At 31.0% G+C, this 15154-nt stretch carries 14 protein-coding genes; 12 read left to right on the forward strand and 2 right to left on the reverse strand.

The features are described from left to right. Positions 1–19: 19 nt before the first annotated feature. The gene (locus M2651_RS10570; RefSeq protein ID WP_252132320.1) at positions 20–931 is read right to left on the reverse strand and encodes a hypothetical protein; all 912 of its coding nucleotides are present in this window, start codon (positions 929–931) and stop codon (positions 20–22) included. Positions 932–1129: 198 nt separating this feature from the next. Between M2651_RS10570 and M2651_RS10575 the strand changes: the two genes are divergently transcribed. The 10 genes from M2651_RS10575 (at position 1130) to M2651_RS10620 (ending at position 13330) form a co-directional block, all read left to right on the forward strand. Beyond that, positions 1130–1888 (forward strand): hypothetical protein, encoded by a 759-nt coding sequence (locus tag M2651_RS10575; protein ID WP_252132321.1) that lies wholly within the window; start codon positions 1130–1132, stop codon positions 1886–1888. Positions 1889–1904: 16 nt separating this feature from the next. After that, positions 1905–3038, forward strand: coding sequence for an AAA family ATPase (locus M2651_RS10580; RefSeq protein ID WP_252132322.1), 1134 nt, complete (start codon positions 1905–1907; stop codon positions 3036–3038). Positions 3039–3058: 20 nt separating this feature from the next. Beyond that, the gene (locus M2651_RS10585) at positions 3059–4423 is read left to right on the forward strand and encodes a vWA domain-containing protein (RefSeq protein WP_252132323.1); all 1365 of its coding nucleotides are present in this window, start codon (positions 3059–3061) and stop codon (positions 4421–4423) included. A 72-nt stretch (positions 4424–4495) separates the two neighbouring features. Beyond that, the gene (locus M2651_RS10590; protein ID WP_252132324.1) at positions 4496–5797 is read left to right on the forward strand and encodes a DUF362 domain-containing protein; all 1302 of its coding nucleotides are present in this window, start codon (positions 4496–4498) and stop codon (positions 5795–5797) included. A gap of 119 nt (positions 5798–5916) precedes the next feature. Further along, a complete protein-coding gene (locus M2651_RS10595; protein WP_252132325.1) occupies positions 5917–6216 on the forward strand; it encodes an ATP-dependent Clp protease adaptor ClpS in 300 nt (99 codons plus the stop codon). A 2-nt stretch (positions 6217–6218) separates the two neighbouring features. Continuing rightward, the gene (clpA, locus tag M2651_RS10600; RefSeq protein ID WP_252132326.1) at positions 6219–8444 is read left to right on the forward strand and encodes an ATP-dependent Clp protease ATP-binding subunit ClpA; all 2226 of its coding nucleotides are present in this window, start codon (positions 6219–6221) and stop codon (positions 8442–8444) included. A 234-nt stretch (positions 8445–8678) separates the two neighbouring features. Next, positions 8679–9611, forward strand: coding sequence for an ABC transporter ATP-binding protein (locus M2651_RS10605; RefSeq protein ID WP_252132327.1), 933 nt, complete (start codon positions 8679–8681; stop codon positions 9609–9611). 14 nt (positions 9612–9625) lie between these two features. After that, a complete protein-coding gene (locus M2651_RS10610; RefSeq protein WP_252132328.1) occupies positions 9626–10489 on the forward strand; it encodes an ABC transporter permease in 864 nt (287 codons plus the stop codon). Positions 10490–10502: 13 nt separating this feature from the next. Next, positions 10503–11933 carry a GldG family protein gene (locus M2651_RS10615; RefSeq protein WP_252132329.1) on the forward strand — a complete coding sequence of 477 codons (1431 nt, stop codon included), beginning with the start codon at positions 10503–10505 and terminating at the stop codon, positions 11931–11933. Further along, on the forward strand, positions 11930–13330 hold the full coding sequence (locus M2651_RS10620) for a DUF4340 domain-containing protein (protein WP_252132330.1): 1401 nt from the start codon (positions 11930–11932) through the stop codon (positions 13328–13330). The genes M2651_RS10615 and M2651_RS10620 overlap by 4 nt, the downstream gene beginning before the upstream one ends. Positions 13331–13455: 125 nt before the next feature. On the opposite strand, the gene M2651_RS10625 is transcribed toward M2651_RS10620, so the two are convergent. Beyond that, positions 13456–13713: a hypothetical protein gene (locus M2651_RS10625; protein ID WP_252132331.1), complete on the reverse strand. Its 258-nt coding sequence runs from the start codon at positions 13711–13713 to the stop codon at positions 13456–13458. Between the two features lie 159 nt (positions 13714–13872). On the opposite strand from M2651_RS10625, the gene M2651_RS10630 reads away from it, so the two are divergent. Together M2651_RS10630 and M2651_RS10635 are read left to right on the forward strand one after the other, a co-directional pair. Then, a complete protein-coding gene (locus M2651_RS10630) occupies positions 13873–14097 on the forward strand; it encodes a hypothetical protein (protein ID WP_252132332.1) in 225 nt (74 codons plus the stop codon). A 118-nt stretch (positions 14098–14215) separates the two neighbouring features. Continuing rightward, positions 14216–15136: a metal ABC transporter substrate-binding protein gene (locus tag M2651_RS10635; protein ID WP_434062144.1), complete on the forward strand. Its 921-nt coding sequence runs from the start codon at positions 14216–14218 to the stop codon at positions 15134–15136. The last annotated feature ends 18 nt before the right edge of the window (positions 15137–15154 follow it).

Raw genomic sequence — 15154 nt, forward strand, 5'->3', positions numbered from 1 at the left:
CTAATGGTTTTAGCCCTTTTTATATAAAATCTTTAAGCGGTTTCTGAAGAAGATTATCAATTTTATTACTTGAGAATTCATCTATTAACGTTTTTAATTCAGTACTTTCTAATAATTTAGTGTAATTTGTTTCTATAAAGCTGTTTATCAGTTTATTAATATTATTGGCTAAGATTTCAGAGTTTTCGTTTAGCAGAGAAAACTCATATTTAAGCATTTCTTCAGCTTTATTAATAACCATATTAATAAAATTTTCTGAAAGAAGTTTATTTGTTAAATTATTAGACATAGAGTTTACTAAGGATTTTCTGCCTTCTACTGGAAAGTAAACTGCAAATTCTGAAATTTTCTTTTTCATAAGATTATCAAGCTGACTATTAAGCATATTTATTATGTTTATTATATTTTTGGGATCATCTATATATTCATTTATAGCATCTAATATCTTTGTGTTAATGATATTTGCATTAATAAATTTTGATGCCATTGGATTTATACTGTTTAATATTTTTATAATTTCTTCATTGATTTTTTTATCTATATTTTCACTTGTTAAAAATTTTTTAAGTGAAGCAACTATTTCCCCACTATTGTTGTATATATATACTTTAATACCATTAATAAACGCAGCAGGTATTATAGTGTCTAGAGTGCTATTTGAATTTTCAAGAGATTTTAGATTACTATCTATAAATTTGTAAACATCCTGTTTTAAATCGCCATTTTTTAAAGACTCTGTTATTCTGACTTTGATATTTTCTTTAATATTTATATAACCTTCAGCCTCAAATAATGTTTCTTTTTTTAATAGTATGGTTTTCTTGAGTTCTTCATTAATAAGGGAAGTTATGTTTTCTTTAAACTTATAACTGCTTAATATATCAAATATAAATTTATTTAACTGAGTTTTAAATTCTATAGTTTTATCCATTTCAGAGCACCTCCTCATAAAATCTTCTTTATAAGTATATTATAATATTTTTAATAGTAGTATTTAAAAATACCAATTATCATAGTTTTCATTTAATTTTTGTGAATTTATATTATAATAGTATTTGAATAAGAATTATTTATTAATAAATTTTATAATGGGGTGTATTTATATATATATATGGATGTCAGTAAAGTTATGCAAATAATTGAAAGGGACCCTTATTATATAAGAGTTGTTGAAAATCCTTCAGAAGAAATGATTTCTGCAGCTGTAAGGAAAAATGGAGTATTGTTAAAGTATTTTAAAAATTCTTCTGAGGAAATAAAATGGAAGGCTTTAAAATCAAATGTTTGGGCTATGGAATATATAGATGAGCCTAGCGAAGAAATGTGCGTTTATGCTGTACAGAAAGCCTGGAATACTTTAAAATTAATTAAGAATCCTTCAGAAAGGACGATAAGAGAAGCAATAGGTGTGAAAGGCTGGGCAATACAGTATTTGGATAATCCTTCTGAAGAATTGCAAGCTTTAGCAGTAAATAAGGATTGGGATTGTATACAGTATATAAAGGAGCCTTCGGAATATATTCAGCTTCTTGCTGTTAACAAGCATTTTAGTGCTATAAAATATATAAAAAATCCTACTTTAAAGGTTAAGAGGGCAGCTATTTTTAAAAATGCAGAAGCTGTTTTGTATATGAAAGAAATAGATGATGAAACCAAGCTTCTTTTTGCAGCAGATAATATAGATGTAGTAAAATACATAAAAGATATTGATATAAAAGCTTTGGAGATAGTTTTGAAAAAAAAGCTAAGTGATGAAAATATCAGTAACAATTATGTTATTAATTTTATTAATTGTCATTCATTAAATATAAATAAAACTAGGTTTATATACAACTATGGAAGCAAAGCTGCCAAAAGAGCTTTAGTAGATTACAAATTGAGTGTATAAAACAAGGAGTATTACTATGAATTTTAAAGATGCATTACAAACAATTGAACTGGTGCTAGAAAGCGGAGATGTACCTTTATTAATAGGAGAGAGCGGTATTGGAAAAACTGCTCTTATTAAAAGACTTTGCAGGGAGAAAGGTTATTATAATATTGTTATAGATGGAAATTTGCTGAAGGAAGGAGAAATAGGAGGACTGCCTATAGTTGAAGAATATACTGCCTTCATTGATAGAAAACAAGTTAAAAAGAAAAAAACTGTATATGCAGTTCATACTAAGCTTCAGGAAATTGATGAGATTCTTACAAAAGAGCCTGAAAGTACGGTTCTTCTTTTTATAGATGAGATAAACCGATGTGAACATTCAGTACAGCAGGAGATAATGAACATTATATTAAATAGAGAGATTAATGGATATAAGCTTCCAGAGTCTGTTAAGGTAGCTGCTGCTATGAACCCTTCTAATAAATATGAAAACTACAGTGAAAGTGATTATCAGGTTGTGGATATGGATCCTGCTCAGGAAGACCGTTTTGTATGGATCGAAATGGAATCTGATGTAAAGTCTTGGATTTCTTGGGGCATAGAAGAAGGGGGAATACATGAGGATATTTTAAATTTTATTTCCAGTTTCCCACAATATTTGCATACGCCATATTCAAATGAAATGGTGAAGGCAACTCCAAGAAGCTGGGAGAGGGTTTCAAAGGCTTATAAGATCTATTTAAATAAAAAAGATGATATTCCAAGTAGAATTTTTCAAAATGTAGTAAAGGGCAATGTTGGTGTTAGTATTGCACAAGAATTTTATAGTTTTTTAGAAAACAATAAAAATCCTCTTATTAGACCAGAGGATATTTTTGCAGAGGAAGAACTTACTGAAACTTTAATAAATAAAATTAAAAAGGAAAATCATTCAAGACTTTATATGTCAGCTAAAAATGCATTAAACTACATTAAAGATAAAGAAGAGAAGAATAAAGAGATAAAATTATTCTCTGAATTTTTGCAGTACTTTCCTCCAGATTTAAAGATGGCTGTTATGAAGGAAATAAGAGAAGTTTATTATGAAGAATTATATAATGAATTTCTTATGGAAGATACTTTTATAGAAGGTTTTTTTAAAATTTACAATGAAATAGAGGTATAGGCAATATAATGGAAGTAAATATGTTTGAGAAGCTAAGAGGAGAGCTGCTTGCTGAAGTATCAATCTTGGATGAAAATGCAAGGATAACTGAGGAATTTAAAAAAAAATTTTTTAAGCTTATTGAAATTTGTGCTTTATCCATGATGAATAAAGATGATAATTTCTTTGCTTTCTTTTTTATTCAAATGAAAAGGGAAATAAAAATAGATTTGCCTTCTGCTACTGGAACAAGGATAACTAATCAAGGATATGTTATTTATTTTAATCCTTTAGTCGTTTTAGACTGTAGTAGGCTTGAGCTGGAGGCACTTATTAAGCACGAAATATACCATATTATGAGTGGACATCATACGAGAGCCAGAGTTCTTAAAAATATGTACAGTGATTTGGCAGTTAATATAGCAATGGATATTTCCGTAAATCAATATATTTTAAATTTGCCTCTTTGGTCTTACAATATAGAAAATGTAAAACGAAGCTATGATGTGGATTTGAAGGAAGAACAGACTATGGAGCAGTATGCAGCTGCAATACAGGCTGCATTAAATAAACGAAAGAGAGTAAAAGATACAGAAGAAGGATTAAATAACTTTGATGAAAATTTAATAAAAGAAAATAGCCATATTTTTAATACCCATGATATATGGGATACAGATGAAGAATTAGATGGAGCAATGATAAAAGAAATGACAAAAAAGATGGCTTTAAGTGCATTAAAGGGGAAAATTCCTGAAAGTATTGATGAGCTTATAAGAGAACTTAATAGAAAAGCTGAAATAAGCTGGAAAGATTATCTTAAGAAACTTTTAGGAAGTCTGCCCTATGGCTATAAAAAGGTTATTACAAGAAAAGACAGGCGACAGCCAGATAGGCTGGATTTAAGAGGACGTCTTTCAAAGCATATTGCTCAAATTGTAGTTGCAATAGATATTAGCGGAAGTATAAGTGATAAGCAGATTGAAAATATAATGACAGAGATTTTTTCAATAGTTAAGAATTATCCTTCAGAAATAACAATTTTAGAATGTGATAGTGAAGTAAGAAGAGTTTACAAGGTTAAGGATAAAAAAGGAATAAAGAAAAAATTAAATACAAGAGGAAGTACAAAATTTTCTCCTGTGATATACTATATGTCTCAAAAAAGAATGAGAAATCATATTTTAATCTATTTTACAGATGGCTTAGGAGAAGAGGAATTAAGTTTAGTACCAGTTCATAAAAGAACTATATGGGTGCTTACAGGGAAAAATGAAGAGCTTTCTCTTAAAAGACCTTATGGAGTAATAAAAAAGCTTTCTAATGTAAAAGCTGCAGAGCCAACTCTAGATTATGCTCCTGATGCCATAAAAGAATATAGAATGCTTGAATGGCAGCAAAGCAGTTAAATATGTATAATAATGTTGAAACTTTTGGAGAATATAAGTATTGAAAATCTACAAAATGTGGAGGTAAATATAATGAATTCTGTGGATAAGTATTCAAAAGTTTCTATAGTGCAGTCAGAGAAGGCTTGGGCAAAGGAACTGACCTACGAAGATATTAAAACTATGGTAAAAGAAGCTATAAATCTTGCAGGTGGTTTTAATAATTTAATTAAGCCAGGAGATACTGTTGTTATAAAGCCTAATTTAGTAAGCAGTAAAGATAGTATTACAGGAGAGCCTTTGGATAAAGAAATTAATGGTATTACAACGGACTGGAGGATTACTAAAGCAGTAGTTGAAATGGTCAGAGAGCTTAACAGCATTGGCAAGGTCTATATAATGGAAGGTTCTGCGGAGTATAAAACAACTGATGTAATGAAAAATCTAAATTATTCTCATGAATATATAAAAGATGTAGATGGATTTATAGGTATTGAAGAAGACAGCGGGCTTTGGCAGGACTATAATTCGCCTAGCTTGGTCAAAGTTAATCTTCCAAATGGACTTTTGCATAAAGAGTATTATTTAAACAAGAGATATAAAGAAGCGGATGTGTTAATAAGTATAGCCTGTTTAAAAACTCATGCCAGTGCTGTAGTTACAGGGGGTATAAAAAATCTTAGTATTGGAGCTACACCGGCAAATATTTATGGAGCTTCTCAAACGGATAATTCAAGAATGAATATGGTTCCTCATGATAATAAGGACGGAGATTTGCATAAGTGGATACACGATTATTATCTTTGCAGACCTGCAGATTTTGTTATACTAGATGGCTTGCAAGGCTATCAAAATGGATCTGCACCAGGATATGTAAACAGCAGTAAAGAAGATAGGATGAATATGAGACTTGTGATGGCAGGGCGGGATGCTGTAGCAGTAGATACAATTGCTGCTTTGGTTATGAACTGGGATCCAGGTTCAGTGGGATATTTAAAGTATTTAAGTGACAGCGGTGCTGGTGTTATGGATGTAACAAAGATAAGAGTAGCTGGAAAAGCTGTAGATGATGTTAGAAAAGATTTTGGAACTTTAAAGGTACCTCCAAGCGGTGCAAAGAGAATTGGAACCAAAATTGCTCCAAGGTTTAGGGTTAAAAGATTTGAAGTGAAAGAAAATGAACTAAATATAGATATCGCTGCATTTAAAGATGTGAAAAAGGTAGAATACTACATAGATGATAATATATGCAGTGAAGATTTAAACTTTAAAAATATTCATGGAAGTTCTAAATTCAAGAAACTTCCTCAAGGAGAACATAAATTAAAGGTTTGTGTATATGACAGCTTTTTAAATCGATCAGAACAAACCATACCTTTTTTTATAAGTTATTAAATTTAGAAGTAAGTCAGCAAGAGTGATTTTAAACTTGCTGGCTTTTTGCTTAAATTTATGATAAATTCAATTATAAATATGAAGATTTTAAAGTATATATTAATATGGAGATGTTATTAATGGGAGAAAAAACCATACTTAAAGAGGATGCTAGAATAAAGGTTAAAAAACCAAAAATGTACCATGTTTATATGCATAACGATGATTATACTACAATGGATTTTGTTGTAGATATATTGATAAAATTTTTTAACAAAACACCTTCAGAAGCAACAAAGATTATGCTAGATGTACATAAAAGGGGGATGGGCTTAGCTGGCACTTATCCTTATGATATTGCTGTAACTAAAATTAGTCAGGTTCATAAAGAGGCAAGGGAAAATGGTTTTCCGTTAAAATTAAGTTTGAAAGAGGAATAGGTATGGAAATAGATAGACTTTTAAATGAGATTTTTATTGCTGCATATAATGAAGCTAAAGCTGAAAAACATGAATACGTAACTCCTGAACACATATTGTATTCTGCCCTGTTTTTTGATGAAAGCAAGGAAATAGTGGAGAACTGCGGGGGAAATATCGAAAAGTTAAAAGAAGATATAAGAGGTTATTTTAGAGATTATGTAGGAAAAACAGATGGTAAGGAGCCTGCACAAACTTTAGGTGTAGAAAATATTTTGTCTTCAGCTGCAAGCCATGTTTTAGCCTGCGGCAAAAAGGTTATTACCTTTGGTGATGTACTTGTTGCAATATATGATGAAGAAGAAAGTTTTGGAAGCTTTTTCTTAAGAGAGCAAGGGATAAGAAGAATAGATATTTTAAATTATATTACTCATGGGGTTTCAAAGGACAATAATTATGAACAGACTTCTGATAAGAATTCAGAAGATAAAGATTTAAAAGAAGACATGCTAAACAGTTTCTCTGTAGAACTTACTGAAAAAGCAAGAAGGGGAGAGCTTGATCCTTTAATTGGCAGAGAAGAAATTTTGGAAAGAACACTCCAAGTGCTTTGCAGAAGATTGAAAAACAACCCTATACATGTAGGAGATCCAGGTGTTGGAAAGACAGCAATTACTGAAGGAATAGCACAGCTTATAGTACAAAACAAGGTGCCTAATCTCCTTAAAAATTATAAAATATATTCCATAGATATGGGAGGTATGCTGGCTGGTACTAAATATAGAGGAGATTTTGAAGAAAGAATAAAAAAGGTATTAAATCAAATAGTAAAACAAGAAAAAGCTATTGTTTTTATAGATGAAATACATACAGTAATTGGGGCTGGTTCAATTTCAGGAGGTACTATGGATGCTTCTAATATACTTAAGCCCTTTTTAGATAGGGGAAAACTTAGGGTAATTGGTTCAACAACCTATGAGGAATATAAAAAGATTTTTGAAAAGGACAGGGCACTTTCAAGAAGATTTCAAAAAATAGAAATACCTGAAACTTCCTTAGATGATACTTATAAAATATTGCTTGGACTTAGGGAAAGATATGAAGAGTATCATAATGTGTCCTATACGGATAATGCCCTTATGGCAGCTTGTGAGCTTTCTATTAAATATATTCAAGACAGACATCTTCCTGATAAGGCTATAGATGTTATAGATGAAGCAGGAGCTTATGCAAGGCTGCATTCTAAGGATAGTAATGAGAGGCTTATTATAACAGAAAAAGAGATAGAAAAGATAGTTTCTTTTATTGGAAAGGTTCCTGAGAATAGTGTATCAGTTAATGAAATAGATAAGTTAAAAACTTTGGAAGATAGACTTAAGGAAGTTATATATGGTCAAGATAAAGCAATTGATACAGTAGTTAAGGCAATTAAGCGTTCTAGAGCAGGGTTTAACGAAGGAGAGAAACCAATAGCTAATCTGCTCTTTGTTGGGCCAACAGGAGTAGGAAAAACGGAACTTTCAAAGCAGCTTGCGGTAACATTTGGAATTCCATTGATTCGATTTGATATGAGTGAATACCAAGAGAAACATACAGTGGCTAGACTTATAGGAGCTCCTCCTGGATATGTAGGCTATGAAGAAGGAGGTCTTCTTACAGAGGCTATAAGAAAAACTCCTCACTGTGTTCTTCTTTTAGATGAAATCGAAAAGGTGCATCCAGATGTACTTAATGTACTGCTTCAAATTATGGATTATGCAAAGCTTACAGACAATACAGGCAAGAAGGCAGATTTTAAAAATGTTATACTTATTATGACATCAAACGCTGGAGCAAAAGAAGTTGGAAAATCTATGATAGGCTTTGGAGAAAGGATTTTGCATGAGGAGGCAATAAACCAAGAAGTTGAAAGGGTATTTTCTCCAGAATTTAGAAATAGACTTGATGATATAGTAGTGTTTAATAAAATGGATAAAAATATGGCAATTTTAATTGCTAAAAGGGCTATAAGAAAATTTGAGGAAAAACTTAAAGTTAAAGGCATAAATTTAGAAGTGAGCAGCAGCTGCTATGAATGGATTGCAGAAAAAGGAATTTCATCTATATATGGTGCCAGAGAAATAAATAGAGTAGTAGAGCAGAAAATTAAGCCTTACTTTGTTGATGAAGTTCTTTTTGGCGGACTTTCAAAGGGTGGTACTGCAGCTGTTGATGTTCAGGGTGAGACTATAATTATTAAAAAACTATAGCTGTTTAATATAATTTCAGACTCCTGTTATTGCAGGAGTTTTATTTTTTTGATAAGTTTACAAATTTGTAATGAAATATAAAAATATTCTTCACTTTTTAGAAGGTTAGAGAACTTTTTTATGCTGCAAAGTTGTGATACAATAGTTTTTGTTGAAAGTGTAAACACTTACAGATAGTGGTTATAAAATTGAATATCTGAAATTTTAGAAAAAGATGTACTGGAGGGAAAATAATTGATTCAGATTGAGAACTTGGTTAAGCGCTATGGACAAAATGTGATATTAAATGGATTAAATTTAACAGTAAACAAGGGAGAAATTCTTGGTTTTTTAGGTCCAAATGGTGCAGGTAAATCAACTACAATGAATATTATAACGGGATACATTTCCGCAACAGAAGGAAATGTGAAAATTGATGGGCTGGATATTTTAGAGCATCCAAAGGCAGTAAAGAAAAAGATAGGATATTTGCCAGAAATACCGCCTCTTTATACAGATATGACCGTTGAAGAGTATTTAAAGTTTGTGTGCAAAATTAAAAAGATAGAAAGGGATAAAATTTTTGAAACTATAGAAAGAGTAGCTGATATTGTTAAAGTCAGCCATTATAGAAATAGACTTATTAAAAATCTGTCAAAGGGATATAAACAGAGAGTAGGCCTAGCTCAAGCAATCATTGGAAATCCTGAATTGTTAATATTAGACGAGCCTACGGTAGGGCTTGACCCAAAGGAAATTATAGAAATAAGAAACTTAATCAAAGAATTAGGAAAGAATCACACTGTAATCTTAAGTTCTCATATACTTTCAGAAGTAAGTGCAGTTTGTGACAGAGTTGTAATTATTAATAAAGGTCAAATTGTTGTCAGTGGAACTCCTGAGGAATTATCTAAGAAACTAAGCTATAACAATAAGATGTTATTAAGAATTAAAGGTAATGGAAAAGAAGTTTCAAGAATGCTCAATGATATTAATGAAGTTGAGAAGGTTGAAATTCAAAACACTGTTGAAAATGGTACAATTGATATATTAGTGGTAGCTAAACAAGATAAAGATATTAGAGAAACTTTATTCTGGAAACTTTCAAAAGCAGAGGTACCTGTACTTATGATGAAGCCTGTAGACTTATCCTTGGAAGAAGTATTCTTGCAGGTAACAACACAATAAAGGGGGAGAAAAAGATGTTATCTATATTTAGTAAAGAATTTAAATCCTATTTTTACTCAGCAACTGGCTATGTATTTATGGGTGTGTTTTTATTTATATGTGGTCTCTTTTTTGCAAATTATAACATAATTCCAGGCAGTTCAGCTTACAGCAGTGTACTTTCAAGTATTACCTTTATATTTTTAATATTGGTGCCTATAATAACAATGAAGCTTTTAGCAGAGGAGAGACATCAAAAAACAGATCAATTGCTGCTCACTTCTCCTCTTAGCGTAAGCGAGATAGTAATTGGAAAATATCTTGCATCAGTTGCTTTATTTCTTGTTACATTAGCTATTACTATTTTATATCCTGTAATTTTAAGTGCTTATGGTAAGCTTCCTGTAGGAGAAATAGCAGCATCTTACATAGGATTTACACTTATGGGGGCAGCCTTTATATCTATTGGTGTTTTTGTATCTTCATTAACAGAAAATCAGGTAGTTGCTGCGGTTTCTTCCTTTGGTATATTGCTGCTTATATGGATTATAGATTGGATTCAGCAGGGTTTACCATCTGGAGCTAAAGCCGGTCTTGTTTTTGCTGCTATTCTAGTTTTAGGAATGGCTTTTATAGTTTACACATCTACAAAAAATATAGTTATTCCTGCGGCAATAGCTGTAGCGGGAGCAGCTGCAATCATTGTATTATATGTTAAGAAAGCAGCCTTATTTGAGGGCTTACTGCCAAAGTTTTTTAGATGGTTTTCTCTTTTAAACAGATATGAAAATTTTGGTTCGGGAGTACTTGATGTCAGTTCAATTGTATATTATATAACTTTTAATATAGCCTTTATATTTTTGGCTATACAAATGATAGAAAAGAGAAGATGGAGCTAAGGAGGGAAAATTTATGAAGAAATTAGATATAAAAAACTCGTTTAAAACTAAGAAGTTTAAATACGGCTCATATTCTACAGCAGTTACCGCTTTAGTACTTGCCATCCTTCTCGTAGTTAATTTTGTTGCTGGTAAAATTAATATAAAGAAGGATTTAACTAAAGAGAAAATATACTCACTTTCGGAAGAAAGCTATAAAATATTAAAAGATTTAAAGAATGATACAAAGATTATTGCTTTTTTCGAAGCAGGCAGCGAAAATAAAAATTTTACAATTATATTAGATAAATATAAAGCTGCTTCTGATAAAATTACAGTAGAATATAAAGATCCTATTAAAAATCCTCAAATAACTCAAAAGTATAGTAAGAGCGGTCAAACAGTGGGAGTTAACAGTATTGTAGTTGAAAGCGGAAACAAGTTTAAGGTTATTGATTATTATGATTTCTTTAACGTAAGCTATGACCAGTATGGTCAGCAAAAAGTAGACTCTTTTGCAGCAGAGCAGCAGCTTACTAATGCTATTGTATATGTAAATTCAGATAAAGAGCAGATTTTATATACGCTAGCTGGTCATGAAGAAAAAGGTTTAGGAGATAGTATAACAAAGCAGCTGCAGGCTGAGAATTATACTATTAAAGAAATTAATTTATTGCAGGGAGGTACGGAGTTAAACAAAGAAGGCACTTTAGTTGTTGTTTCTCCGAGAAGAGATTTATCTAAGGAAGAATTGGAAAAAATTAAAGCTTTCCTAACAAGCGGAGGGCGTGCTGCTTTATTTATGGATATAACTAAAGAAACTCTTCCTAACTTTGGCGAGCTTTTATCCTTTTATGGAGTTAAACTTCAAAACGCACTTGCTGTTGAAGGAGAAGTTCAAAATGTAGTTCAGCAGCCTATAGATTTATTGCCAGAAATGCAGACACATGATATTGTTAATTCTTTAAAATCAAGTAAGCTGCCTGTACTAATGCCTGTTTCCCAAGGTATAGATACAATAGAATTAAAGAGAAGTACTGTTAAAGTTGAACCACTACTTTCTACAACAAAAAATTCTTGGGCAAAGGTTAATTTAAATGCAACTTCAATAGTTAAAGAAGCTAATGATATACAGGGACCTCTTAATATTGCTGTGGCAATAACAGATGAAGATACAACTGCAGGAAGAAACACAAAGCTGGTTGTTGTAGGTGGTACTACCTTCATGGAAGATAATGTTAATTCAGTAACCAATGGAGCTAATATTGATTTCATTATGAATTCTTTTAATTGGCTTCAAGATAAAAAAGACAGCGTATCTATAAGACCAAAGAGTTTAACTACGGAAAGTCTTATGATAAACGTACTTCAGCAGCTGTTATTATCAGGTGTTGTGGTAATTCTTATTCCAGCGGTGATTATGATAATGGGAATTACTGTATGGCTTAGGAGGAGACACAGATGAGAAAGTCTTGGCGTGTTTTTGCATTAGTAATAATTTTGGGAGCATTAATTGGTACGTACTTTTATTTAAGTAAAAAACCACAGGACAATGTTAGTGAAAATACAGAAAGCACTCAACAAAGTATTGAGCTTTTAAAGTTAGATAGTGCCAACATAAATAAAATAGATGTAACTAATGAAAGTGGAAAATTTTCTTTAGAAAAGAATGATAACAAATGGGTTATTTCTGGAAAACAAAATTTAAAAGTAGACGAAAATATGATAAATACTATAGTAAGCAGTTTTACAGCATTAAATGCAGAAAAATTAGTCCAGAAGGAAACCTCTGACCTTGAAAATTTTGGACTGAAAAATCCTAAAGCTCAGGCAACAGCATATCTAAATGACGGAAGCTCAAAGACTATCTATATAGGTAATCAAACTCCTGAAGTCAGTACCTATTATATAATACTTAAGGATAGTAAGGATGTATATACAGTATCAGGGACAACAGCTCAAGCTTTAAATTACTCAATAAATGATTTAAGAAGTAAAGACTTAGCTTCTATAGATACTGCAGACCTTAAGTATCTTAAAATTATCAACTTTAATGGTGAAATTATTGAGATAAAAGCTAATGAAGGTCAAAATGAGCAGGAAAAGCAGTATGGTTTAAATGCATTTTTATTAACTAAACCTTATTCATCATCACATGGAGTAGATAGTGATAAATTTGAAGAGCTTAAAACAGCTATAGGAGGGCTGAAAATAAGCAGCTTTATAAATGACACAGCTAAGGAATTAACAAAATATGGACTGGATAAGCCAAGCTTAGAACTCTTAGTTAAAGATAGTAAAAGTGAACTTCATCTTTATTTTGGAAAAGATATAGATGAACAGCATGTTGCTTTTAAGGTAGCTGGTTCTCCAGAAGTTTACAGTATGGAAAAATCTAATATGGAAGCTTTAAATGTAAAGCCATTTGATATAGTAGATAAATTGGTTTATCTTCCATCCATTGATACAGTTGATGGTATTAATATAGAACAAGGTTCACAGAAAGATGTTTTAAGCTTGTCAAGAACAACAAAAAAGGCTGAAAAAGAGGGAGAGAAGGATGAAACTGTAACTACCTACAAGGTTAATGATAAAGAGGTTCAGGAAGATTCCTTTAAAAAGTTCTATCAAGCTATTATAGGTCTTAAAGCAGAGGGAATAAATGATAAAAAGCTCCAGGAAAAGCCAGATATAAGAATAGTCTATACCTTAAATCAGGGAGATAAGAAAAATACTGTAATTAGTTTTGTAAATTACAATACAGACTTTTATGCTGTATTTGTAGATGGCAAGACTGAATTCCTTACTTCAAAGCTGCAGGTTGAAACTGCACTTAAACAATTAGAAGATTTGAAAAAATAGGAAAATCCAGGGTAAGCCCTGGATTTTTAATATTATTTAATGAAAAATGTGGGACAGGAAGATTTATTTCCTGTTTTCTTAATGAAAAGCGTTCAGACGTTAATGCGTCGCAGAAGAAAAAAATTTTAACTTCTGAAAGCTTGAAGTACAACGTAGTCTTGACCTTCATCCTGTGCACATTTTTCAGCCATATCTAATGTAGCTCCATTAATAACTATATTGTCTTCCATAGTGTTAATTTCAGTTAAACTTTTTATAATAGTTTCATCACTTTCTCCTCTTTTTTGCATGCCTTTGATTTGATCATAAGTATTTTTGCTTATCTGCTTAACTGCACAATTGTATTCATCATACATCAATACTACACTATAATGTTCTTTCATAGCTTAGTCCTCCGTGAGTTTAAATTTTTATACACTTTATTTTTCCACTAATATGTTTTTTTATTATGCTTTATGCATAATTTTTTCAAATAATATGTAATATATATAAGAAAATAAATATGAGAGAAAATATAAAAAATTATTAAGGAGGAATAATAAATGGATGAAGAATTATTAATAGAAGAAATGGCAGAGTATCTTGAAGATAATGGAGAAATAAACATAATAGGTGAAGATTTAGAGCTTTTTATTCAAGCGGTAGATGATAAGGAAGGGTATGCTTATGTCAGCAATACTAATAAGGAATTTGAGGATAGCAGAGAGGCAATCGAGTGGGCAGTAGTTCAATTTGATGGAACTGAAAACATTGAATCCTGGGAGTAATTTTACTAATCTTACATAATTGTATGTATAAAATCCATATTGACAATAATTATAAATACCAGTATATTATTATGTAGATGCAAATCATTTGCATTAACGTATAATAAGGAGTGTATTTATGATTAAAAAATTTATTAAAGCAGCATTGATAATTATCATGTCTTCTTGTTTAGGAGCATGTAATAATAAAATAGGCAATAGTAATGAAATAAGCACTACTATAAAAGATGAAAATAACAGTAAAGTTTCTGTTGTAGTGTCCTTTAATCCTTTAAGAGAATTTGTTGAAGCTGTAGGAAAAGATAAAATATCTGTTAAGGTTATGGTTCCAGAAGGTATGGAACCACATGATTTTGAGCCTAAGCCAAGAGATATGGAAAGTTTAAGCAAAGCTCAGGTGTTTATATATAATGGATTAGGCATGGAAGCTTGGGCAGAAAAAACTTTGACTGCAGTAGATAATAAGAGTTTAGAAATTGTTAATGCTTCAAAAAATGCAGAGGTTATTAAAAATGAAGAAGTGGAACATGGTGAGTATGACCCTCATATTTGGCTAAGCTTAAAGGAAGCTAAAATTTTAGCAAAAAATATAAAGGATGCACTTGTAAAAGTAGATTCTGCAAATAAAGCTTTTTATGAAGAAAACTATAATGAATTTGCTACAAAGCTTGATGAATTATATAATGAATATAAGAAAAAGTTTGAAACTGTAAGCAACAAAAATTTTGTAACAGGTCATGCTGCTTTTGCTTATTTGTGCAGAGACTTTGGATTAAAACAAAATAGTGTAGAGGATGTGTTTGCAGAAGGAGAACCTACTCCTAAAAAGATGAAAGATTTAGTTGATTACAGCAAAAATAATAACATTAAAGTGATTTTTATGGAAGAATTAGCAAGCCCTAAAGTTTCTGAAACTTTGGCTAAGGAAGTTGGAGCTAAGGTGGAGAAAATATATACTATTGAAAGCAGAGAAGATAATAAGGATTATTTAGAAAGCATGAAAGATAATTTAGAAAAAATATATAATAGTTTAAAGTAAATTTAAAGAAAGGTCTGT

It is taken from the genome of Clostridium caldaquaticum (assembly GCF_023806125.1).
GTDB classification, from domain to species: Bacteria; Bacillota; Clostridia; order Clostridiales; family Clostridiaceae; genus Clostridium_AT; species Clostridium_AT caldaquaticum.